Source organism: Stenotrophomonas sp. 112478_Sma, assembly GCF_056479905.1.
In genome coordinates, this window is the sequence record NZ_CM151072.1 from 1,338,806 (window position 1) to 1,358,264 (window position 19,459).

General features: G+C 67.6%; 19 protein-coding genes. 7 read left to right on the forward strand and 12 right to left on the reverse strand.

The window, feature by feature from the left end; genetic code table 11:
• Nucleotides 1-150: 150 nt before the first annotated feature.
• From ACZK08_RS06240 to ACZK08_RS06255, 4 genes are all read right to left on the reverse strand, one after another.
• Entirely contained in the window at nt 151-1,362 is a 1,212-nt protein-coding gene (locus ACZK08_RS06240) for an OprO/OprP family phosphate-selective porin (RefSeq protein WP_053518208.1), read from the reverse strand.
• 192 nt (nt 1,363-1,554) lie between these two features.
• Nucleotides 1,555-2,244 (reverse strand): endonuclease III, encoded by a 690-nt coding sequence (gene nth / locus ACZK08_RS06245; RefSeq protein WP_065181202.1) that lies wholly within the window; start codon nt 2,242-2,244, stop codon nt 1,555-1,557.
• Nucleotides 2,244-2,597 carry a hypothetical protein gene (locus ACZK08_RS06250; protein WP_053518210.1) on the reverse strand — a complete coding sequence of 118 codons (354 nt, stop codon included), beginning with the start codon at nt 2,595-2,597 and terminating at the stop codon, nt 2,244-2,246. Before ACZK08_RS06250 ends, nth begins: the two co-directional genes overlap by 1 nt.
• Before the next feature lie 4 nt (nt 2,598-2,601).
• Nucleotides 2,602-3,384, reverse strand: coding sequence for an enoyl-CoA hydratase/isomerase family protein (locus tag ACZK08_RS06255; protein WP_065181203.1), 783 nt, complete (start codon nt 3,382-3,384; stop codon nt 2,602-2,604).
• A 167-nt stretch (nt 3,385-3,551) separates the two neighbouring features.
• Between ACZK08_RS06255 and ACZK08_RS06260 the strand changes: the two genes are divergently transcribed.
• The 3 genes from ACZK08_RS06260 to ACZK08_RS06270 all read left to right on the forward strand — a co-directional run bounded on the left by ACZK08_RS06260 (nt 3,552) and on the right by ACZK08_RS06270 (nt 6,131).
• On the forward strand, nt 3,552-4,253 hold the full coding sequence (locus tag ACZK08_RS06260; RefSeq protein ID WP_005408797.1) for an FKBP-type peptidyl-prolyl cis-trans isomerase N-terminal domain-containing protein: 702 nt from the start codon (nt 3,552-3,554) through the stop codon (nt 4,251-4,253).
• A gap of 166 nt (nt 4,254-4,419) precedes the next feature.
• Nucleotides 4,420-5,232 (forward strand): CoA pyrophosphatase, encoded by an 813-nt coding sequence (locus ACZK08_RS06265; RefSeq protein WP_065181204.1) that lies wholly within the window; start codon nt 4,420-4,422, stop codon nt 5,230-5,232.
• Nucleotides 5,229-6,131 (forward strand): sulfurtransferase, encoded by a 903-nt coding sequence (locus ACZK08_RS06270; RefSeq protein ID WP_065181205.1) that lies wholly within the window; start codon nt 5,229-5,231, stop codon nt 6,129-6,131. Before ACZK08_RS06265 ends, ACZK08_RS06270 begins: the two co-directional genes overlap by 4 nt.
• A 71-nt stretch (nt 6,132-6,202) precedes the next feature.
• Here the strand turns inward: ACZK08_RS06270 and ACZK08_RS06275 are convergent, their stop codons facing one another.
• Nucleotides 6,203-6,769, reverse strand: coding sequence for an N-acetylmuramoyl-L-alanine amidase (locus ACZK08_RS06275; protein WP_065174726.1), 567 nt, complete (start codon nt 6,767-6,769; stop codon nt 6,203-6,205).
• 72 nt (nt 6,770-6,841) lie between these two features.
• On the opposite strand from ACZK08_RS06275, the gene ACZK08_RS06280 reads away from it, so the two are divergent.
• A complete protein-coding gene (locus tag ACZK08_RS06280; RefSeq protein WP_053518227.1) occupies nt 6,842-7,369 on the forward strand; it encodes an alpha/beta hydrolase in 528 nt (175 codons plus the stop codon).
• A 145-nt stretch (nt 7,370-7,514) separates the two neighbouring features.
• Nucleotides 7,515-9,653, forward strand: coding sequence for a bifunctional 23S rRNA (guanine(2069)-N(7))-methyltransferase RlmK/23S rRNA (guanine(2445)-N(2))-methyltransferase RlmL (gene rlmKL, locus ACZK08_RS06285; protein WP_065181385.1), 2,139 nt, complete (start codon nt 7,515-7,517; stop codon nt 9,651-9,653).
• A 31-nt stretch (nt 9,654-9,684) separates the two neighbouring features.
• On the opposite strand, the gene ACZK08_RS06290 is transcribed toward rlmKL, so the two are convergent.
• The 6 genes from ACZK08_RS06290 to aptA all read right to left on the reverse strand — a co-directional run bounded on the left by ACZK08_RS06290 (nt 9,685) and on the right by aptA (nt 15,922).
• Nucleotides 9,685-10,014: a DUF3325 domain-containing protein gene (locus tag ACZK08_RS06290; protein ID WP_065181206.1), complete on the reverse strand. Its 330-nt coding sequence runs from the start codon at nt 10,012-10,014 to the stop codon at nt 9,685-9,687.
• Nucleotides 10,011-11,639, reverse strand: coding sequence for a PepSY-associated TM helix domain-containing protein (locus tag ACZK08_RS06295; protein ID WP_065181207.1), 1,629 nt, complete (start codon nt 11,637-11,639; stop codon nt 10,011-10,013). The genes ACZK08_RS06290 and ACZK08_RS06295 overlap by 4 nt, the downstream gene beginning before the upstream one ends.
• Nucleotides 11,636-11,950: a DUF3649 domain-containing protein gene (locus ACZK08_RS06300; protein WP_053518219.1), complete on the reverse strand. Its 315-nt coding sequence runs from the start codon at nt 11,948-11,950 to the stop codon at nt 11,636-11,638. Before ACZK08_RS06300 ends, ACZK08_RS06295 begins: the two co-directional genes overlap by 4 nt.
• Before the next feature lie 275 nt (nt 11,951-12,225).
• Nucleotides 12,226-13,512, reverse strand: a complete 1,287-nt coding sequence (locus ACZK08_RS06305) for a DUF445 domain-containing protein (protein ID WP_065181208.1) — start codon at nt 13,510-13,512, stop codon at nt 12,226-12,228.
• Between the two features lie 115 nt (nt 13,513-13,627).
• Nucleotides 13,628-14,506, reverse strand: a complete 879-nt coding sequence (locus ACZK08_RS06310; protein WP_065181209.1) for a ParB N-terminal domain-containing protein — start codon at nt 14,504-14,506, stop codon at nt 13,628-13,630.
• A 63-nt stretch (nt 14,507-14,569) separates the two neighbouring features.
• Complete coding sequence (gene aptA / locus ACZK08_RS06315) at nt 14,570-15,922, reverse strand: omega-aminotransferase AptA (RefSeq protein ID WP_065181210.1); 1,353 nt, start codon at nt 15,920-15,922, stop codon at nt 14,570-14,572.
• Between the two features lie 147 nt (nt 15,923-16,069).
• Between aptA and ACZK08_RS06320 the strand changes: the two genes are divergently transcribed.
• Nucleotides 16,070-17,566, forward strand: a complete 1,497-nt coding sequence (locus tag ACZK08_RS06320) for an aldehyde dehydrogenase (protein WP_065181211.1) — start codon at nt 16,070-16,072, stop codon at nt 17,564-17,566.
• A 149-nt stretch (nt 17,567-17,715) separates the two neighbouring features.
• The gene (locus ACZK08_RS06325; protein WP_065181212.1) at nt 17,716-18,996 is read left to right on the forward strand and encodes an MFS transporter; all 1,281 of its coding nucleotides are present in this window, start codon (nt 17,716-17,718) and stop codon (nt 18,994-18,996) included.
• On the opposite strand, the gene ACZK08_RS06330 is transcribed toward ACZK08_RS06325, so the two are convergent.
• Nucleotides 18,997-19,458, reverse strand: a complete 462-nt coding sequence (locus ACZK08_RS06330) for a bacteriohemerythrin (RefSeq protein WP_053516564.1) — start codon at nt 19,456-19,458, stop codon at nt 18,997-18,999.
• Between the last annotated feature and the right edge of the window lies 1 nt (nt 19,459).

Genomic DNA, 19,459 nt, shown 5'->3' on the forward strand with positions numbered 1-19,459 from the left:
TAACCATTCCGTGACACGGAAAGGTCTGTCATATGACGCCGGTGTGACATCGGATGAGGGGATCGCGCTGCGTTACAGGCGTCACCGCACGTGGCAAGGGCACGACCGCAGTCGTGCCCTTGCCGGTGCGTGATGCGATGACGCGGGCTCTTACCAGAAGAACTGCGCGCGGGCTTCCAGGATGTTCGGATCGTCATTGACGAAGCCGCGGGCGCTGGAGCTGTACTTCTTGCTGTCGACCTTCACGTAGTTCAGCATCAGCTTGAAGTTCGAGCGCCAGTACCAGTTGGCGCCGACGGTCCACACATCCATCTTGCCGCCGAGCACGCCATCGACGATCGGCGGGCGACCGGCGACCGGGTTCGCGGCCAGGTTGCCGTCGTTGAGGTCCATGTGGTCGTAGCGCACGCCCAGCTGCCACTGGCCGCTGGCCGGGTTGTTCGGCAGGCCGGTGCCGGGCGTGCCGCCCTTGTAGCTCCAGGTCTCGCCGGTGACATTCCACAGGCCGCTGATGTAGTAGCCGTCGCTGGTGTAGTTGTCGTGGTCGTAGCGCTTGGCCTTGCTGGTGTAGTACTCGGCCTGGGCCTTGAACGGGCCCTGGAAGTACATGGCTTCGGCGCCGACGGTGCTGACGCGGTCGGTGTCGGTCAGGTTGCCGCTGTCGATCAGGCGGGCGGTGGCCAGGTCGGCGTTCGGACGTGCGCGCACGCGCAGGGTGTCGGCGTCGGCGTCGTAGTCCACGTAGCTCAGGCCGAAGTGCAGGACCTGGCCCTTCTCGTTGATCGGAGCCCAGGTGCCACGCGCACCGTAGCCGCTGCCATGGGCCAGGTTGCGGGTCAGCTCGCGGCCGAAGGCGCTGGCGGTGACCGACCAGTTGTCCTGGCCGTAGCTGTAGGCGCCACCCAGGCGGCGGGCGATCGCGTAGGTGTTGGTGACCGCGGCCTTGGAGATGAAGTCGTTGTTCTTGGTGCTGGACAGCTCTTCCAGACTGTTGGGCTGCTTGAACTGGCCGACCTGGATGAAATGGTTGGCATTGCCCAGCAGCTTGTACTTCACGTTGGTGTCGAGGAACTTGTCCGCCTTGGCGTCGTAGCCGAGCACCCACTCCACGTTGCCCGGGCCCTTGCCCTTGAGCACCAGCTCGGCGCGGCGCAGCTCGAACTCGCTGTCCTTGCCATTGCCGGCATCGCCACCATTGAGGTCCACGACGTCGTTGTGGAACCAGTTGCCGTCGGCCTGGACCAGGCCTTCGAAGGTGATTTCCGAACCGCCGATCACGTCGATGGCGACTTCAGCGTGGGCAGCCGGCACATAGAGCGCAGCGGCCACGGCCACCGTCAGGAGTTGGTGATGCAGTTTCATGGAGAGGAGCCTTGCAGGCAGGTGGGAAGATGCGCGCAGGCTAGAAGGTAAAGATTGCGTAAATGTGACAGTTTCCGCGCGCAGTCTGTCCGCCGCGACCCTTGCCACGACTGGGCCCGGCATTGATGCCGGGCCGATATGACGTGGGGATTGCGCTGCGATGGCATTTACCCGCAGGCGCTGCGGGATGCCTCAGGGGGCCGGTGTCTTGTCCTTGAAGCGGCACAGATCAGCGATCACGCATCCCGGGCAGTCCGGCTTGCGTGCCTTGCAGACGTAGCGTCCGTGCAGTATCAACCAGTGATGTGCGTCGAGCAGGAATTCATCAGGAATCGCCTTGACCAGCCTGTCCTCGACTTCGCGCACGTTCTTTCCCGGCGCCAGTCCCGTGCGGTTCGCAACGCGGAAGATGTGCGTATCCACCGCCATCACAGGTTCGCCGAAAGCCGTGTTGAGCACGACGTTGGCGGTCTTGCGGCCGACGCCGGGCAGGGCTTCCAGTGCCTCGCGTTCGCGTGGTACTTCACCGCCATGTTTCTCCAGCAGGATCGCGCAGGTGGCGATCACGTTTTTCGCCTTGGCGTTGAACAGGCCGATGGTGGCGATGTATTTCTTCAGTCCGTCCTCGCCCAGCGCCAGGATCTGCGCGGGCGTGTTGGCAACGGGGAACAGGCGACGCGTGGCCTTGTTGACGCCGACATCGGTGGCCTGCGCCGACAACGCCACCGCCACCAGCAGTTCGAACGGCGAGCTGTATTCCAGTTCGGTCTTCGGATGCGGGTTGAGTTCGCGCAGGCGCGTGAACATTTCCACCACGTCGGCGCGCGGCATGCTGCTGCCACGCCGCGCTGGCGCGCGGGCGGCCTTCTTCGCGGTGGCCATCAGCGCTCCTTGCCGGTGGCGCGTGCCTTGGCACGGGCGAGGATGGCGGCAGCGGCGGCGGGCAGCGCAGGTTTCACGTCCGGCGCCGGGCGCGGCGTGCGACGCGCATCGCGTTCGGCGTCGCGGCGGGCCAGGCGCACCGCGCGTGCGCGGTAACGGTCACGTGCGGCCCACGCGCGCTGCAGCTGCTGCCGCGCCTGGCTGAGCACCTCCGGCAGTTCCGGGTGCCCGGGAACCTCGTGTGTGTCGCCTTCGTTGGCGACATAGTCCATCAGACCGGCCTGCAGGGCACCATCAAGATCGTCTGCCTGGACCCGGGCGAACAGCAGCGCGGGGTTGGGTCGGGATGCCATGGGGTCAACGGTTCTGGAAGGCGGGGGGACGGCGTTGCAGGAAGGCACCGGTGCCTTCGCGCATATCCTCGGTGGCGAACAGCAGGCCGAACTGCGCGCTTTCGTACTCCAGTCCCGCCTCCAGGCTGCACTCGCCGCCGACGTGGACCGCATCAAGCAGGGCGCGCAGCGCCAGGGGCGCCGAGCGTGCCAGCTGCCGGGCGATGTCCTGCACACGGGTGTCCAGATCGGCCGCCGGCACCACCTCGTTGACGATGCCCAGCGCGAGCGCACGGGCGGCATCGATGGGCGCACCCAGCAGGCACAGTTCCAGGGTGGCAGCCCGGCCGCAGAGGCGCAGCAGGCGCTGGCTGCCGCCGAAGCCGGGGATCAGGCCGAGATTGATCTCCGGCTGGCCGACCTTGGCCGAGTCAGCGGCAACGCGCAGATGGCAGGCCAGCGCCAGTTCCAGGCCGCCGCCCAGGGCAAAACCGTTGACGCGGGCGATGACCGGCTTGGGCATGCGTTCGATCTGACGCATCAGTCCTTGGCCGAGCAGGGAGAAATCACGTCCCTGAACCGCACTGAGTGTGTTCATCTCGGCGATGTCGGCGCCGGCGACGAAGGCCTTCTGGCCGGCACCGGTCAGCACCACCACACGCACCTCGGGGTCGGCCGCGGCGTCCCTGAACGCATCGGCCAGACCCTGCAGGGTCGCGGCATTGAGGGCATTGAGCTTGTCCGGGCGCTGGACGGTCACGGTGCGGATGGCGCCATCGTCGGTGACGGCGATCAGGTCATCGGCCACGGTGAAACTCCTGGAACGTTAAAAAAGAGTGATTTTGAACTCTGCCCGCGCAGACAGGTCATAGCCTGCGTGGTGAGTAGCGGTTACACGTTGTGGCCGTTATCCTAACCCGTCGCCTCAGGGCGGCGCAGAACGTCCCTGAGTTACCACCCCTGGAGAACTGTTTGATGAAGTTGCGTTCTATCGCGGTCGCCGTCGCGGCCCTGGCCCTGACGGGCAATGCCTTCGCCCAGGACGTCTCGTCCGAAAAGGGCAAGCTGAGCTACTACTTCGGTTACGACTACGGCAACAACCTGGCGGAGCTGACCGGTCGTGGTGAGCAGCTGGACATCAACTCGGTGGTGAAGGGTCTGCAGGACGCCTACGCCAAGAAGCAGCCGGCGATCACCGCCGAGCAGCTGAAGCCGGCCGTTGAAGCGTTCCAGAAGCGCGAGCAGGGTCGTGCCCAGGCCGCCAAGGCCGAGTACGAAAAGGCCGCTGCCGAAAACAAGACCAAGAGCGATCAGTTCATCGCGGCGAACAAGGCCAAGGCCGGCGTGCAGTCCCTGCCGAGCGGCGTCCAGTACCGCGTGATCGAAGCCGGCAAGGGTGCCAAGCCGACCCAGGCCAGCACCGTGCAGCTGGAAGTTGCCGGTCCGTTCCCGTACGGCCAGCGCCCGACCGAGGCCCGCCCGGCCCAGCAGATTCCGTCGATCAAGGTCAGCGAAGTCGAAATGAAGGCCATGCGTGAGACCCTGCTGCAGATGCCGGCGGGTTCGAAGTGGGAAGTCACCCTGCCGCCGGACCAGGCGTACGGTGCCGACCCGCGCACCCCGTTCCCGCCGAACGTGGCCGTGCAGTTCGAGATCAAGCTGGTCAGCGTCAAGTAAGCCTCCGCATCAACATCAACGCGCCGGTGATCCCACCGGCGCGTTTTTGTTTGCGCCGCGCGCGGCCGGCAGCATCGGGCCATGCTCGGCGAAGGCGCGCGGCGAAGGACCGCATGCCGCATCTTCAGCCCGCGCAAATTCAGCGCAATCGCGCTACTGTTGCAACGTGCAAACTACGGAAGACCCGGCGCGTGTTGTCGCAAGCCCCTGCATCGGAACGTGCAAGCTGGATGGCAACCGGCTGTGCCGCGGTTGCCGGCGGCACATCGACGAGATCACACGGTGGTCGTCGATGAGCGACAGCGAACGCAGCCACATCCTGCATCGCGTGCTGCCGCTGCGCGAGCAGCTGCAGCAATCGCTGCACGGCTCGCTGGCCGACCATGATCGCCTGTTGCGCGCATTGCATCCGCTGGCCGCCCCGCCCGCCGGTGACGGTTGGAACCGCAGTGAACTGATCGACCTGCTGCCGCCGGGTCCGCCGGTGGAAGCGGCGGTGTTGGCCGGCATCGTGCCGCGTGCCAGCGGCGCGCAGGTGATCCTGACCCGTCGCACTGAAACCCTGCGACAGCACGGCGGCCAGGTCGGCTTTCCCGGCGGCCGTACCGAGCCGGATGATCGCGATGCGCTGGCCGCAGCGCTGCGCGAAAGCCAGGAAGAAATCGCGCTGGCGCCTGCGCAGGTGCAGCCGCTGGGCTACCTCGATCCGTTCGTGACCATCACCGGTTACCGTGTCACCCCGGTGGTGGCGGTGGTCGATCCGGATTTCGTGCCCGTGCCGCAGCCCAGTGAAGTGGCCGAGGTGTTCGAGGTGCCACTGGATTACCTGATGGCGGCCGACAACCTGCGCCAGGTCGAAATCAACCATCGTGGCCGCATCCGTCATGTGCTCGAGTACGGCTGGCCTGGCCAGCGGATCTGGGGGGCGACGGCGGCCATTCTCTACAACCTGCGTCGCCGCCTGGAGCAAGTGCAATGAAGCCGATCGATCCGCCGTGGACCACCCTGGTCGATGTCGCCACCCTCGCCGCTGCACTGGGCGAGGACGTGCGCGTGGTCGACGCCCGTGCAACGGCGAGCACCGCCGTGCGTGTGGTCGATGCGCGCGCGTCGCTGGGCGATCCGCAGGCGGGCGAGGGCCAGTACCTGGCCGGTCATGTCCCCGGTGCGGTGTACGCCGACCTCAACCGGGATCTGTCCGACCTCACGCGTGCCGGCCACGGTCGCCACCCGCTGCCGGACAGCGACGCGTTCGCCGCACGGCTGGGTCGCTGGGGTATCGCCCCGGAGACCCAGGTGGTGGTCTACGACGGCAGCGATGGCAGCATGGCCGCCGCGCGCCTGTGGTGGCTGCTGCGCCTGATGGGCCACGCGCGGGTGGCGGTGCTCGATGGAGGCATTGCGGCCTGGCAGGCAGCGGGGCTGCCGCTGGCGACCGGTGCGGGCGAGGTTCCGGCCCAGCCGGCCTATCCGGGGCGCTTTGACACCACGCAGATCGCCAACGCCGACGAGATCACCGCCCGGCTCAAGCATGCGCCGGGCTGGTTGCTGGACGCCCGCGCGGGAGAGCGCTTCCGCGGCGAAGTCGAACCGCTGGATCCGGTGGCCGGCCACGTGCCCGGCGCGGTCAACCGCCCGTTCGCATCCAATGTGCTCGATGGCCGCATGCGCGATACGCAGGAGCTGCGTGCCGAGCTGCAGGGCATCATCGGCAATCGCGATCCGCAGCAGGTCGTACTGATGTGCGGTTCCGGCGTGACGGCGTGCCATCTGCTGCTGGCGATGGAAGCGGCGGGCCTGTCCGGGGCGCGCATCTATGCCGATTCCTGGAGCGGCTGGGTGAGCGACAACAGCCGACCGGTCGCCAGCGGTACCTGAGACAGAACCGGGGTCAGATCCGTTTTCCCGCGCAGAACGGATCTGCCCCCTTCAGGCGGCAGTCCTGCCGGTTACCCGATCGATTGCAGGGGCACCTTCGCCAGCACCCGAGCCCACGGAAACAACGGCCCCGGATCGCGCTTGCGGGCCACGCTCAACGTCGGATCGTCACTGGCCTGCACCTGTTCCCGGTCCAGCTGGTCGTGGCCGGCGATCCGCTGCAGTGACGGGTAGCGCGCCACCAAGGCCAGCAGCAGCTGTTCCAGGGCCTGCAGCTGCGGCTCGGTGTACGGCTCGTCCATCGCCTGGTGACGGCTGTCGAACCAGTCGGGGTAGCGCCCGCTGTTGACCAGCTCGATGCCCAGCGTCCGTGCGTTCATGCCGCGGACGTGGTGGGCCACGCGCTCAGGTGCCACGTACTGCACGACGCTGCCGTCGCGGTCGATGTAGAAATGGCCGCTGTTGCCGGCGCCGCTGTCGTACAGCACCCGCTCGCCATAGGCACGGGCCGTGGCCAGGTCGGGCAGCTCGGTGCAGTGGATCACCACCATCTCCAGCGTGTCCGGCGCGCGCAGCGGCAGAAGGTCGTGATAGGGCAGGGGCTGCAGCAGCAGGCCGGGCAGGAGCGGGTTGGGCATGCGGCGATGCTAGCATTGCGCAATGAACCTGCATTCTCTTTCGTTGTCGGTGCGCGCCTGCGGAGCGTGCGCATGAGCCGCGGTCACTGCATCCTCTCCCATGGCTTCGAGAGCGGGCCGGAGGCCACCAAGGTCACGGCACTGGCCGAGGTCGCCCAACGCCTGGGCTGGACCCATGAGCGGCCGGACTACACCGATCTGGACGCGATGAGCGAAGTGAGCCGCGTCGGTGACGTGCCGGGGCGTCTGCAGCGCCTGCTGGAACGCGCTGCACATGCGGCGGCACAAGGGCCGCTGGTACTGGCGGGTTCCAGCCTGGGCGCCTACATCTCTGCGATCGCCTCGTTGCAGGTACCGGTGGCGGGCCTGTTCCTGATGGTCCCGCCGACCACCATGGGGCCCATGCCGGCGCTGGACGCCGCAGCGGTCCCCACCACCGTGGTCCAGGCCTGGCACGATGATGTTGTGCCTGCCGCCGGGGTGATCGCCTGGGCGCAGGCGCGCTCGGCACAGCTGCTGCTGGTGGACGATGGCCACCGCCTGGAGCGGCACGTGGAGGCATCCGCACACGCCTTCGAGCGCCTGCTGCGCCAACTGTGAAGCCGGGGCGCACGGCGCGCCGGCCCGCATTGACTACAATGGCAGCCCCGCCGCCCCCGGCGCGGGCCTGCCGGCCGTGCCCACGGCCCTCCTTTCCGACTGGCGCGGCTCCCCTGCCGCGCCCGACCACCTGCGAACCGATCCCGTGAAATTCTTCGTCTCCTGCGCCAAGGGCCTGGAATACCTGCTTGCCGATGAACTGTCGGCCCTGGGCCTGGACAAGGCCACTGCCACCATTGCCGGCGTCAATGCCGAGGGCGAGCTGGAGCAGGCGCTGCGGATCGTGATGTGGTCACGCCTGGCCAGCCGCGTGCTGTGGCCGATCGACGAGTTCGAATGCCCCGACGAGCAGGCGCTGTATGACGGCGTGCGTGCGCTGCCGTGGCATGAGCACATCAAGCCGGAGATGACCCTGGCGGTGGATGCGCATGTGTCCGGCGACAAGATCACCCACGCCCGCTTTGCCGCGCAGCGGATCAAGGACGCCATCGTCGACCGCATGCGCGATGAGGGCCTGGAGCGGCCGTCGGTCAACACCGATCTGCCGGATGTGCGCGTCAACCTGTCGCTGCGCAAGGGACGTGCCTCGCTGTCGATCGACCTCGGCGGCGGCCCGCTGCACCGCCGTGGCTGGCGGGGGGCCGCGCACGAAGCGCCGCTGAAGGAGAACCTGGCGGCCGCGTTGCTGCTGCGGGCGCAGTGGCCGCGTCTGCATGCCGCCGGTGGTGGCCTGCTGGACCCGATGTGCGGCAGCGGCACGTTGTTGATCGAAGGCGCGCTGATGGCGGCCGACGTCGCGCCGGGCCTGATGCGCCACGGCAGCCTGCCGCCGAGCCGCTGGCTGGGCTTCGACAAGGTGGCCTGGAAGGCGATCCAGAGCGAGGCGCGCGAGCGCGAGGCCACCGGCCTGGCCGCGCTGAAGCCGGTGATCCACGGCAGCGACATCGATCCGACGGCGATCGAAGCGGCACGCGAGAATGCCGAAGTGGCGGGCGTGGCCCACGCCATCCGCTTCACCCGCGCCGACGTATCCGAGCTCACCTCGCCGGAGCAGGAGATCGGTGCGGTGGTCTGCAACCCGCCCTACGACGAGCGCCTGGCCGCCGATCCGGCGCTGTACCGCGCCTTGGGCAACGCGCTGCAGAAGGCGGTGCCGCAGTGGCGCGCCAGCCTGCTGTGCGGCAACGACGAGCTGGCCTTCGCCACGGGTCTTCGTGCGGCCAAGAAGTACCAGATGTTCAATGGCGCGCTGGAATGCGCGCTGATCGTCTGCGACCCGATCGCGGTGCCGGGGCGTGATCCGGCACAGCCGCGGGAGCTGAGCGAAGGTGCGCAGATGGTGGCCAACCGCCTGCGCAAGAACCTGAAGAAGTTCAAGAGCTGGCGCGCGCGCGAGGACATCACCTGCTTCCGCGCCTACGATGCGGACCTGCCGGAATACGCGGCGGCCATCGATGTCTACGAAGAGGACGGTGGACAGCGCCGTACCTTCCTGCACGTGCAGGAATACGCTGCACCGGCGGCGATTCCCGAGAACGACGTGCGCCGCCGCCGCAACGAACTGCTGGCCGCCGCGCGTGAGGTATTCGGCGTGCCGCCCGAACAGGTATCGATGAAGTCACGCGAGCGTGGCAAGGGCGGCAGCAAGTACGGCCGTTTCGAGCAGCGCGACGAGTTCGTGGTGGTGCGCGAGAATCATGCGCTGCTGCAGGTGAACCTGTTCGACTATCTCGATACCGGCCTGTTCCTGGACCATCGTCCGCTGCGCCGGATGATGGCCGAGCAGGTGCGTGGCAAGCGCTTCCTCAACCTGTTCTGCTACACCGGCGTGGCCAGCGTGCAGGCAGCCGTGGCCGGCGCGGCCAGCACCACCAGTGTCGACCTGTCCGCTACCTACCTGCAATGGTGCTACGACAACCTGGCCCTGAATGGTCAGGGCGGCAACCAGCATCTTCTGGTGCAGGCCGATGCGATGGCCTGGCTGGAAGCCGACCGCGGACAGTACGATGTGATCTTCTGCGATCCGCCGACGTTCTCCAACTCCGCCCGCGCCGATGATTTCGATGTGCAGCGCGAGCAGCTGCGGCTGCTGCGTGCAGCGGTGGCACGGCTGGCACCGGCAGGCGTTCTGTACTTCTCCAACAACTTCCGCCGTTTCAAGCTGGAAGAGAACGCGATCGCCGAGTTCGCCCAGTGTCGTGAGATCACTGCGCGTACCATCGGTCCGGACTTCGAGCGCAACGCACGCATCCACCGTGCGTGGGAGTTGAAGCGTTTGGGTTGAAGGTTCGCCGGGCATGGCCCGGCGCTACCGGCTATGCCAGCGCCACCACCAGGCCCAGCAACGGCAGGGTGATCGCCAGCGGCACGATCCACCGCGGCCGGTAGGGATACAGCCCGAACGACAGCGTCACGCCGCCCACCGTCATCACGCCCAGCCACTGCACCGGACCCATGGCCCAGCCATGGTCGGCAACGCACAGGGCGAAGGTGACCGCCAGCAGCAACCAGCCCAGCGCCCGCCACTGGGCGCGCCGTGCCGGAACGGCGGCGGCTTTGCCGTGCAGATCGTGCTGGTGCCTTTCCATCGCCAGCGACAACGCGGTGAACGCAGAGAAGGAAAGCGCCAGCGCCAGCAGCATCATGCGCTGGCCTCCACTTCGGTGGCTTCGGTCGGTGCCCTGGGCGCAACGGTTGCCGCGGCACGCTTTTTCTTCTCGGCCGCAGACAGCGGTGGCGTCCAGCGCTGCATGCGCCAGCCGCACAGCGCCAGCATCGCACCGAAGGCGATCATCGACAGGTCGAAGCCCGCCAGCACCCAGTCGCCGCTGCGCAGGGTAATGCCCAGATGGGCGTGGGTGGTCAGCGCGTTGACCACCGGAACCAGCGCGAATGCGGCTGCGCCCACGTACAGCTGCCACGTCCACATCACCCGTTTCGGCCAGACGAACGCGGCCAGCAGGGCGCCGCCCCACGCATAGAAGAACACGTTGGCTTCGGCATTGGAGCGATCGGCCAGATCCAGCGGCAGCAGCCGATTGCCCCAGAAGTAGGCGGCAAAGGCGATCGGCAGGCCGGCCACGGTACCGATGTTCAACGCATCGACCAGGCGCAGGCCGAAGCCGGTGCGCCCGCTCTTGGCATGCTTCGGTCGTTCCTTCACTGCCCACAGCACCACACCACTGGCCACCATCAGGCAGCCGACCAGGCCGGACAGGAAGAACAACGCACGCAGCCCCCAGTCGGCGAAGCGCGCCAGGTGCAGGCCATACAGCACGCCACGGGTGGCGGTGGCACCACCGGAGGCCGGGGTCTGTTCCAGCAGCCTGCCGTCCACCATGTCGTAACGCAGCGAAGGCGTGTCGATGGAAAGACGCTTTCCGTCACGCTGGCGGATGTCGATCACCGCGTTGCGCGCGCCCGGATTGGACACGGTGAAGCCGGCCACTTCGGCGCCATGCCAGTGGGCGCGCGCATCGTCCAGCAGGCGGGCGATCGGCAGCGGCGCGGCGCGGCCTTCGGCCGGCGCGGTTACTTCAGGCAGGCCACCGAAGGCTTCGCTGAAGAATTTGTCCTCATCCTGCGGGTAGGCCACTTTCACGCCCCAGGGCAGGTACATGATCATCAGGGTGACGATGCCCGTGTAGGTGATCATCGCGTGGTAGGGCAGCGCCATCACCGCGCTGACATTGTGGAAATCCAGCCAGGAGCGCAGGCCCTTGTCTTTGCGGAAAGTGAAGAAGTCCTTGAAGATCTTCTTGTGGGTGATCACCCCGGTGACGATGGCCACCAGCATGAACATGGCGCAGAAGCCGACCAGGTAACGGGCCCACAGCACGGGGATGTAGTGCAGGTCGAAATGCAGGCGGTAGAAGAAATCTCCGCCGCGCGTCTGGCGGGCGTTCAGTTCGTCGCCGGTGTTCGGGTCGAGCGTGGCATCGCCGAAGGCACCGCGGCGGCCACGGCTTGGATCGGCCAGCTCGGGTGGCAGGCGCCAGAACAGCTGCATGGCCGGGTTGCGCGGCTGCGGCAGGGTCACGAACCAGGTCTGGGCCTGCGCCGCATGGGTCTGCAGGTAGTCCACGCTGCGTTGCGCGGCCACATCGATGCTGACGGTGCTGGCCGGCAGTTCCGGGCGCATCCAGCGGCTGATCTCTTCACGGTAGTAGCTTGCGGTACCGGCCATGAAGATCAGCAGCAGCAGCCAGCCGACCAGCAGGCCGGTCCAGGTGTGCAGCCAGGCCATCGACTGGCGGAATCCGTTCTTCATGCCCAGGCTCCCATCAGCCGCGCGATGCCGGCCATCAGCAGGGCAGGGGCGAGGATGCCGATCCACGCACGCAGGGCACTGCGGGTGGCGAATGCCCACAGCGCGGCACAGGCGGCAACCAGGATGGCCAGCAGCATGCCGGTCAGCACGGTCTGGCCCCGCGCGCCCGGCAGGACGACGGCACAGAACACGCCGGTCATGGAGGCCAGCGCATAGCCACCGAAGATCGCGGCCAGCGAGCGCGACAGGATGCCCCAGCGCGGGTTGCGGAAGAAAACACGGGAGCTGGCGGTTGCGGGCGAGCGGTCCACGGTGGTCCTGTCGGTCGGGGAGGGGATCGAACGCGCCTGCGGCCCCCTTGCGCCCCGCGCACGTCGCCCAGCGTGTCCCATCAATGCAGCGCTGCCCGCGCAGACGGGCAGCCGGAGGTCAGGGCTGTACATGGGCACCGGACAGGTCTTCCTTGCCCGTGCGGCCAAGCGCACCACCGATCAGTAAATGATAGGCATTCGCATTCTGTTAATCAAGGCTGCGTGACGAAAGAGGAGTCGTTCCGTGCCTACGCAGCAGGTCAGCGGACCCACGCTCAGAAGCGGAACACCACCGTTGCAGCGTGCAGCAGCAGGCCGATCAGGCCGCCAACCAGCGTGCCGTTGAAGCGGATGAACTGCAGATCGCGCCCGACGCTCAGTTCCAGCTGCTCGACCAGATGGCGCTCGTCCCAGCCCCTGACCGTCTGTGCGATGTGCGTGGTGACCCCCTCGCGCAGTCGCCCGGTCAGGCGCTGTGCGCCTTCCAGCAGATGCTGGTTCAGTGCATCGCGCAGCGCAGGGTCGGATTGCAGGGTGCTTCCCAGCGAGGCGAGGCTGCGCTGCAGGTGGCCGACCAGCGCCGAATCCTCGCGCTGCAGGTCGGCGCGCAGACTGGCGTGGATGCGTGCCCAGAGCCCCTGCACGTACTCCTGCAGGGCAGGATGGTCGATCATCTCCTGCTTGAGCTGTTCGATGCGCTCGGCCAGCGCCGGGTCTTCGCGCAGGCGCTGGACGTAGTTGCCCAGCCACGCCTCGTAATCCTGCCGCAGCGGATGCTGCGGCTCGGCCAGTACCTGCTGCAGCTCCTCCAGCACGGCGCGTGCCAGCCGCTCGGCCAGGCTGTCACCGATCTCGTCGATGGGTTTCACCCAGTTCACCGTGCTTGAGAGCGTCGGCCATTCGCGCTGGATGTAGCGCACGATCAGCTGCGACGCGCGCTCCTTCACTTCCGGCTGCTCCAGCCAGCGTCCCAGTCTCTGCAGGCCCTCGTCCAGCACACGCTGGTGGCGCCCGTCGGCGGTCAGCAGGGCAAGCAGCTCGCCGGCGGTGGATGCCGCGTTCCACTGTCGCAACTGCTGCACCACGAACGTGTGCAGCTGCCGGCGCACGGCGCGTTCATCGAAGAAGTCCAGTGCCTGCAACGCCCAGCCGCGTGCCATGTCGGCCAGCATGCGTGCGCGTGCCGGTTCGGCCAGCCAACTGCCGAGACGGCCAGCCGGATCGAACACCTTCAGCTTGGCCAGCAGCACCTGTGGTTCCAGGAACTGATCGCGCACGAACAGCGCCAGGCTGTCGCCGATGCGCTCCTTGCTGCGCGGAATGATGGCGGTATGGGGAATCGGCAGGCCCATCGGCCTGCGGAACAGGGCGACCACCGCGAACCAGTCTGCCAGCGCGCCCACCGCTGCCGCCTCGCAGAAGGCGGATACCCAGGCCCAGGCGCCGCGCTCGCCCTGCCAGTGGCTGACCGCAAAACCGGCCAACATCAACACCAGCAGGCCCAGGGCGATGGCTTTCAGGCGTCGCAGCTGGGCGCGGCGCGGATCGATTGCGGACGTCATGGCGGCAGTCTAACCGCCACCGGATGATGCCGGCGCATCGGTAGCGCCGGGCCATGCCCGGCGGCTTTTCAGGGCCCGCTGCGCTCGCCGGGCATGGCCCAGCGCTACCCATTCGTTACAGCGCTTCCAGCTGCCTGCGCAATGCCGCCAGCTGCGTGCGCAGGGCATCGTTCTCGCGAGTGAGCGCGACGACGCGTCGGCGCAGCGCCGGCGCATCCTCACCCAACTGCTCCAGCGCGGACAGCACTTCCGCATCGCGCAGGGCGATCTCGTCCTCGCTGGGCTCCTCGAACGCCATTTCCGCCGGTTCTGGCTTCGCCGCGCGCGGCTTGCGCTTGGACTCGCGTACGCGCTTGGCGGCCTGCTTCAGTTCGTCCTTGCCGCCTGCGGCTGCCGCGCGCTGCTCTTCCTCGGGCAGGTCGGCCACGGCCGCGGCCGCGCTGATCGAGATCACGCCAGCCTTGACCGCTTCCACGACTTCGGCGGCGGCCTGTGCGTGAATGCGTTCGATCATCCCGACCTGGCTGGTGCTCAGCTTCGCTTCGCGGGCCAGTTCCGCACGGCTGAGTTTCGGCGCCGGTTCCCACGGTGGGCTGTCTTCACCGGCATCGTCGGCCGATGCGGCGGTGCCATCGCTTTCGCGTTGCAGCTGGGCCTGCTCGATCTGCTTGCGTGCCGACAGGATGTCGCGCTTGCGCAGGGCCAGCACGCCGCGCTGGAAATCGGACACGCTGCGGCGGCCCAGGTGCTGTTCGATCATCCACAGGTGCACGTCCTCCATGCTCTGGAAGCGGCTGTTCTGCACCGTGTTGAACGGCAGGCCATGCTTCTGGCAGATGCCGTAGCGGTTATGGCCATCCACCAGGACATCGCCCCACAGTACCAGTGCATCGCGGCAGCCCTCGGCGAGGATGCTGCGCTCCAGCGCCTCATATTCGTCGGGCGTGAGCGGGTCGATGTAGGCCTTGAGTTCTTCTTTGACGACGATGTCCATGGGCACGGCAACGGGCAGGAACGGAACCGACCATTGTACCTGCTTGCTGTCGCCGGCCCGGGCTTACGCGGTGGCCCGGATCATCTCGCCCAGAGTGCTGGTGATCTGGTCGATCTGGGGCTTGTCCACGATCAGTGGCGGCGACAGCGCGATGATGTCGCCCGTACAGCGCACCAGCAGTCCGCCGTCGTGGAAACAGCGCCGGTAGACCTCGTGACCACGGCTGCCCGGAGCATCCTTGCGCGGGGCCAGCTCGACCGCACCGACCAGTCCGAAGTTGCGGATGTCGATCACGTTGGGGAGCCCCTGTAGGGCGTGCAGCCGCTCCTGCCAGTACTCGCCCAGTTCGATGGCACGCTCGAACAGGCGCTCCTCTGCATAGACGTCGAGTGTGGCCAGGGCTGCCGCGCAGGCCAGCGGGTGCCCCGAATAGGTATAGCCATGGAACAGCTCGATGGCCTGTGCCGGGCCCTGCATCAGGCCGGCGTGCACCGCATCGCTGGCCAGCACGCCACCCAGCGGAACCGCGCCGTTGCTGACTCCCTTGGCAAAGGTCAGCAGGTCCGGCGTGACGCCGAAACGCTGCGCGGCGAACGGCATGCCGACCCGGCCGAAACCGGTGATGACCTCGTCGAACACCAGCAGGATGCCGTGCTGGTCGCAGATCTCCCGCAGCCGTTGCAGATAGCCGGGCGCAGGCAGGATCACTCCCGCAGAACCGGCGATGGGCTCGACGAACACGGCCGCAATGGTGGACGCGTCGTGCAGGGCGATCAGCCGCTCCAGATCGTCGGCCAGTTCCGCGCCCTGGCGCGGCAGGCCCTTGCTGAACGCGTTGCGCTGCAGATCCAGCGTGTGCCGCAGATAGTCCACGCCCGCCAGCTGCAGGCCGAACTGGCGGCGGTTGTTGGGCAGGCCGCCGAGCGCCATGCCGCCGAAGCCCACACCGTGATAAGCCTTCTCGCGGCTGATGAAACGGGTACGCTGGCCTTCGCCGCGCTGGCGGTGATAGGCCAGCACGATCTTCATTGCGGTATCCACCGCCTCGGAGCCCGAGTTGGTGAAGAACACGTGGTTGAGCCCGGCCGGAGCCAGCGCGGCCAGGCGCTGCGCCAGCGCGAATGCCGGTGGCGAACCCATCTGGAAGGCGGGTGAGTAATCCAGCGTGCGTGCCTGTTCGACAATCGCCTCGACGATGCGCGGGCGGGCGTGGCCGGCATTGCAGCACCACAGGCCGGCGGTGCCATCGAGAACCTGGCGCCCGTCCACGTCTTCGTAATGCATGCCTTCGGCCCGTACCAGCATGCGCGGCGCGCCCTTGAACTGGCGGTTGGCGGTGAAGGGCATCCAGTACGCCTCCAGGGAGTCGGGGCGCTGGATGGCCAGCTCGTGCACGTCGCTCGCGGGGTTCTTCATGCCGGTTCCGTCGGGTCCGATGCAGGGACTGTAGCGCAGCCGTCATCGCCCGGGCCATGCCCGCCGTGCACACGGGGCATGGCCTGTCACGGCGAGGTCGCGGCGGCACCGGTATAACCGGAACGACACGCACTGCAGGATCCTGTCATGGCCGATTTCCCCGACCGCAGCCACTGGCAGGCGCTGGCCGGCCAGCTCTCCATTCCCGGCCAGGCCTTCATCGCGGGCCGCTACGTGGATGCCGCCAGCGGTGCCCGCTTCGACTGCGTCAGCCCGATCGACGGCCGCGTGCTTGGCACCGTCGCCGACTGCGACGCGCAGGACGTGGAGCGTGCCGTGCAGGTGGCACGGCGCGCCTTCGAGGCCGGCCACTGGTCGCAGGTGAGCCCTGCGCAACGCAAGCGCGTGCTGCTGGCATTGGCGGCGCTGGTGGAAGCGCATGCCGACGAACTGGCCCTGCTGGAAACGCTGGACATGGGCAAGCCGGTGCGCGATGCACGGCGCATCGACCTGCCGGGCGTGGTGCGTTGCCTGGCCTGGACCGCAGAGGCGGTGGACAAGCTGTACGGAGAGATCGCACCGACCGGCCCCCAGGAGCTGGGCCTGGTCACGCGTGAGCCTGCGGGTGTGGTCGGCGCCATCGTGCCGTGGAACTTCCCGTTGCTGATGGCCTGCTGGAAGATCGCGCCGGCGCTGGCCATGGGCAATTCGGTGATCCTCAAGCCTTCCGAGCGCTCGCCGCTGACGGCGTTGCGGCTGGCAGCGCTGGCCAGCGAGGCCGGTCTGCCTGATGGCGTGCTCAACGTTCTGCCGGGCGATGGTGCCCGCGTGGGCGAGCCGCTGGCGCTGCACAGGGATGTCGACGTGCTGGCCTTCACCGGCTCCACCGCCACCGGCGCCAAGCTGCTCGAGCATGCCGGGCGCTCCAATCTGAAGCGGGTCTGGCTGGAGTGCGGCGGCAAGAGCCCGCATATAGTGTTTGCCGATGCGCCCGACCTGGAGCAGGCGGCCAAGGGGGTGGCGCAGGGCATCTTCTTCAACCAGGGAGAAGTCTGCACCGCCGGCTCGCGGCTGCTGGTGCAGCGTTCGATCCGCGAGGAGTTCGTGCATCGGGTGATCGCCCATGGCCAGCGCATGCAGCCGCGCCACCCGTTGGAGGCCGACGCACCGATGGGTGCCCTCGTCGATGCCGCGCATGTGGACAAGGTACTGGCGGACATCGCCATGGCCGAAGCTGACGGAGCGCGCCTGCTGCTGGGGGGACGCCGCGCCGAGGTGGAAGCAGGCGGCTGCTACGTGCAGCCGACCGTGTTCGACCAGGTCCGGCCGGAACAGGCCCTGGCGCGCGAGGAGGTGTTCGGTCCGGTGCTGGCGGTGCTGGGTTTCGACGACGAGGCCGAAGCGGTGCGCCTGGCCAATGACAGCCGCTACGGCCTGGCGGCGGGCGTGTGGACGCGGGACCTGGGCCGGGCACACCGGGTTGCGCGGCAGCTGCGCGCGGGCAGCGTCTGGGTCAACGGCTGGGACGGCGGTGACATGACCGCCCCCTTCGGGGGCTACAAGCAGTCCGGCAATGGGCGCGACAAATCACTGCATGCCTTCGACAAGTACAGCGAGATCAAGGCCACCTGGATCCAGCTGTAGCAGCGGGTCGCGCCCCGAAGGGAGTGGCGGCACCACCGCCCTGAACACATCGCATCGCGTGTGATTGCATCCGTGTCGGCTGAAACCATCGTCACGCCTGCTGGGTCATGCGTGGCAGAATCGGACGATCCGGATTGCCTGCCTTGCCGATGTCGACGATCACCGCTGCCGCGTCACCCGTGAATTCCCCTCGCCGTGTACTGCTGGCCAGCCTGATCGGCACGACCATCGAGTTCTTCGACTTCTACATCTACGCCACCGCCGCGGTGCTGGTGTTCCCGCATCTGTTCTTCCCGGAAAGCAGTGACCAGGCCGCGCTGCTGCAATCCCTGGCCACGTTCGCCGTGGCGTTCATCGCGCGGCCGGTGGGTTCGGCGGTATTCGGCCACTTCGGCGACCGCATCGGCCGCAAGGCCACCCTGGTCGCGGCATTGCTCACCATGGGACTGTCGACTGTCGCAATCGGCCTGCTGCCGACCCATGCGCAGATCGGGCTGTGGGCTCCGGCGCTGCTGGCGCTGTGCCGGTTCGGCCAGGGGCTGGGGCTGGGCGGCGAGTGGGGCGGGGCGGTGCTGCTGGCAACCGAGAACGCACCACCGGGCAAGCGCGCGTGGTACGGCATGTTCCCGCAGCTGGGCGCGCCGCTCGGTTTCCTGCTGTCGGCAGGCATCTTCCTGGTGCTGGGCCGAAGCATGGGGCAGGACGACTTCCTGCAGTGGGGCTGGCGTATTCCGTTCGTGGCCAGCGCATTGCTGGTCGGGCTGGGCCTGTGGGTGCGCCTGAACATCCATGAGACGCCGGACTTCCAGAAGGCGCTGGAACGCAGAGCGCCGGTGCGGCTGCCGATGTGGACGGTGCTGCGCGACCATCCCGTGCCGATGCTGCTGGGTACGCTGGGCGCATTCGCCACCTTCGTGCTGTTCTATCTGATGACGGTATTCAGCCTGGGCCATGGCACGGCGGTACTCGGTTACAGCCGCGAGCAGTTCCTGCTGATGCAGATGGCCGCCATGCTGTTCTTCGCGCTGGGCATCCCGCTGTCGGCGCGCTACGGCGACCGTTGGGGCACCCGCCGGACGATGATCGTGGCCAGCGTGCTGATCCTGGGCTTCGGCCTGCTGTTTGCGCCGTTGTTCCAGCCCGGCAGCCCGTGGCTGGTGCTGGGCTTCCTGTGCCTGGGTCTGTTCCTGATGGGCCTGACCTATGGCCCCTGCGGCACATTCCTGGCCGAGATCTATCCGGTCGAAGTGCGCTATACCGGCGCATCGCTGTCGTTCAATCTGGCCGGCATTCTCGGTGCGGCGCCCGCTCCGTACCTGGCGACCTGGCTGGCCGAGCGCTTCGGCCTGGTCGCGGTCGGCTACTACCTGTGCCTGACCGCGGTTGCGACGTTGGCCGCGCTGGTGGCACTGCAGCGTCGCGTGCGCTGATCAGCCGAAGATCCGCTTGAGCGTGCGGCCCAGCCAGCCCCCGCCCTGGTGTTCACGGGTGAACTGGTTCAGATGTGACTTGACCTGTTCGGCGTAGGCCTGGTCGTCGCCGCGGATGTGGTTGAACAGCCAGCGCGAGAGCATCGTGCGCAGCTCGTCGCTGATGTCCTCGCCGGCCTGGAACCGCAGCCGGTACTCGGCCACGCGCTTGATGAAGACCTCATGCACGCGCTTGTGGGCAGCGCAGAACGGATAGCCGGCTTCCTCCATCAGCTCTTCTTCGAACGCGAAGTGCGACATGGTGTAATCAACCACCTCGTCGATCACTTCGCCGACAGCAGCACGCTGCATGCTGGCCTGGGCCACATGCAGGTGATTGAGCATCTCGATGATGCGGCGGTGTTGTTGGTCGATCACATCGATGCCGATGTTCAGATCGTCCTGCCAGACCAGTAATGCCATC

Bases quoted from the DNA above. Each gene is read 5' to 3' on its own strand.
- ACZK08_RS06240 (WP_053518208.1), bottom strand. From the start codon at position 1,362: ATGAAACTGCATCACCAACTCCTGACGGTGGCCGTGGCCGCTGCGCTC.
- nth (WP_065181202.1), bottom strand. From the start codon at position 2,244: ATGGCCACCGCGAAGAAGGCCGCCCGCGCGCCAGCGCGGCGTGGCAGC.
- ACZK08_RS06250 (WP_053518210.1), bottom strand. From the start codon at position 2,597: ATGGCATCCCGACCCAACCCCGCGCTGCTGTTCGCCCGGGTCCAGGCA.
- ACZK08_RS06260 (WP_005408797.1), top strand. From the start codon at position 3,552: ATGAAGTTGCGTTCTATCGCGGTCGCCGTCGCGGCCCTGGCCCTGACG.
- ACZK08_RS06270 (WP_065181205.1), top strand. From the start codon at position 5,229: ATGAAGCCGATCGATCCGCCGTGGACCACCCTGGTCGATGTCGCCACC.
- ACZK08_RS06275 (WP_065174726.1), bottom strand. From the start codon at position 6,769: ATGCCCAACCCGCTCCTGCCCGGCCTGCTGCTGCAGCCCCTGCCCTAT.
- ACZK08_RS06280 (WP_053518227.1), top strand. From the start codon at position 6,842: ATGAGCCGCGGTCACTGCATCCTCTCCCATGGCTTCGAGAGCGGGCCG.
- ACZK08_RS06290 (WP_065181206.1), bottom strand. From the start codon at position 10,014: ATGATGCTGCTGGCGCTGGCGCTTTCCTTCTCTGCGTTCACCGCGTTG.
- ACZK08_RS06295 (WP_065181207.1), bottom strand. From the start codon at position 11,639: ATGAAGAACGGATTCCGCCAGTCGATGGCCTGGCTGCACACCTGGACC.
- ACZK08_RS06305 (WP_065181208.1), bottom strand. From the start codon at position 13,512: ATGACGTCCGCAATCGATCCGCGCCGCGCCCAGCTGCGACGCCTGAAA.
- ACZK08_RS06310 (WP_065181209.1), bottom strand. From the start codon at position 14,506: ATGGACATCGTCGTCAAAGAAGAACTCAAGGCCTACATCGACCCGCTC.
- aptA (WP_065181210.1), bottom strand. From the start codon at position 15,922: ATGAAGAACCCCGCGAGCGACGTGCACGAGCTGGCCATCCAGCGCCCC.
- ACZK08_RS06320 (WP_065181211.1), top strand. From the start codon at position 16,070: ATGGCCGATTTCCCCGACCGCAGCCACTGGCAGGCGCTGGCCGGCCAG.
- ACZK08_RS06325 (WP_065181212.1), top strand. From the start codon at position 17,716: ATGTCGACGATCACCGCTGCCGCGTCACCCGTGAATTCCCCTCGCCGT.
- ACZK08_RS06330 (WP_053516564.1), bottom strand. From the start codon at position 19,458: ATGGCATTACTGGTCTGGCAGGACGATCTGAACATCGGCATCGATGTG.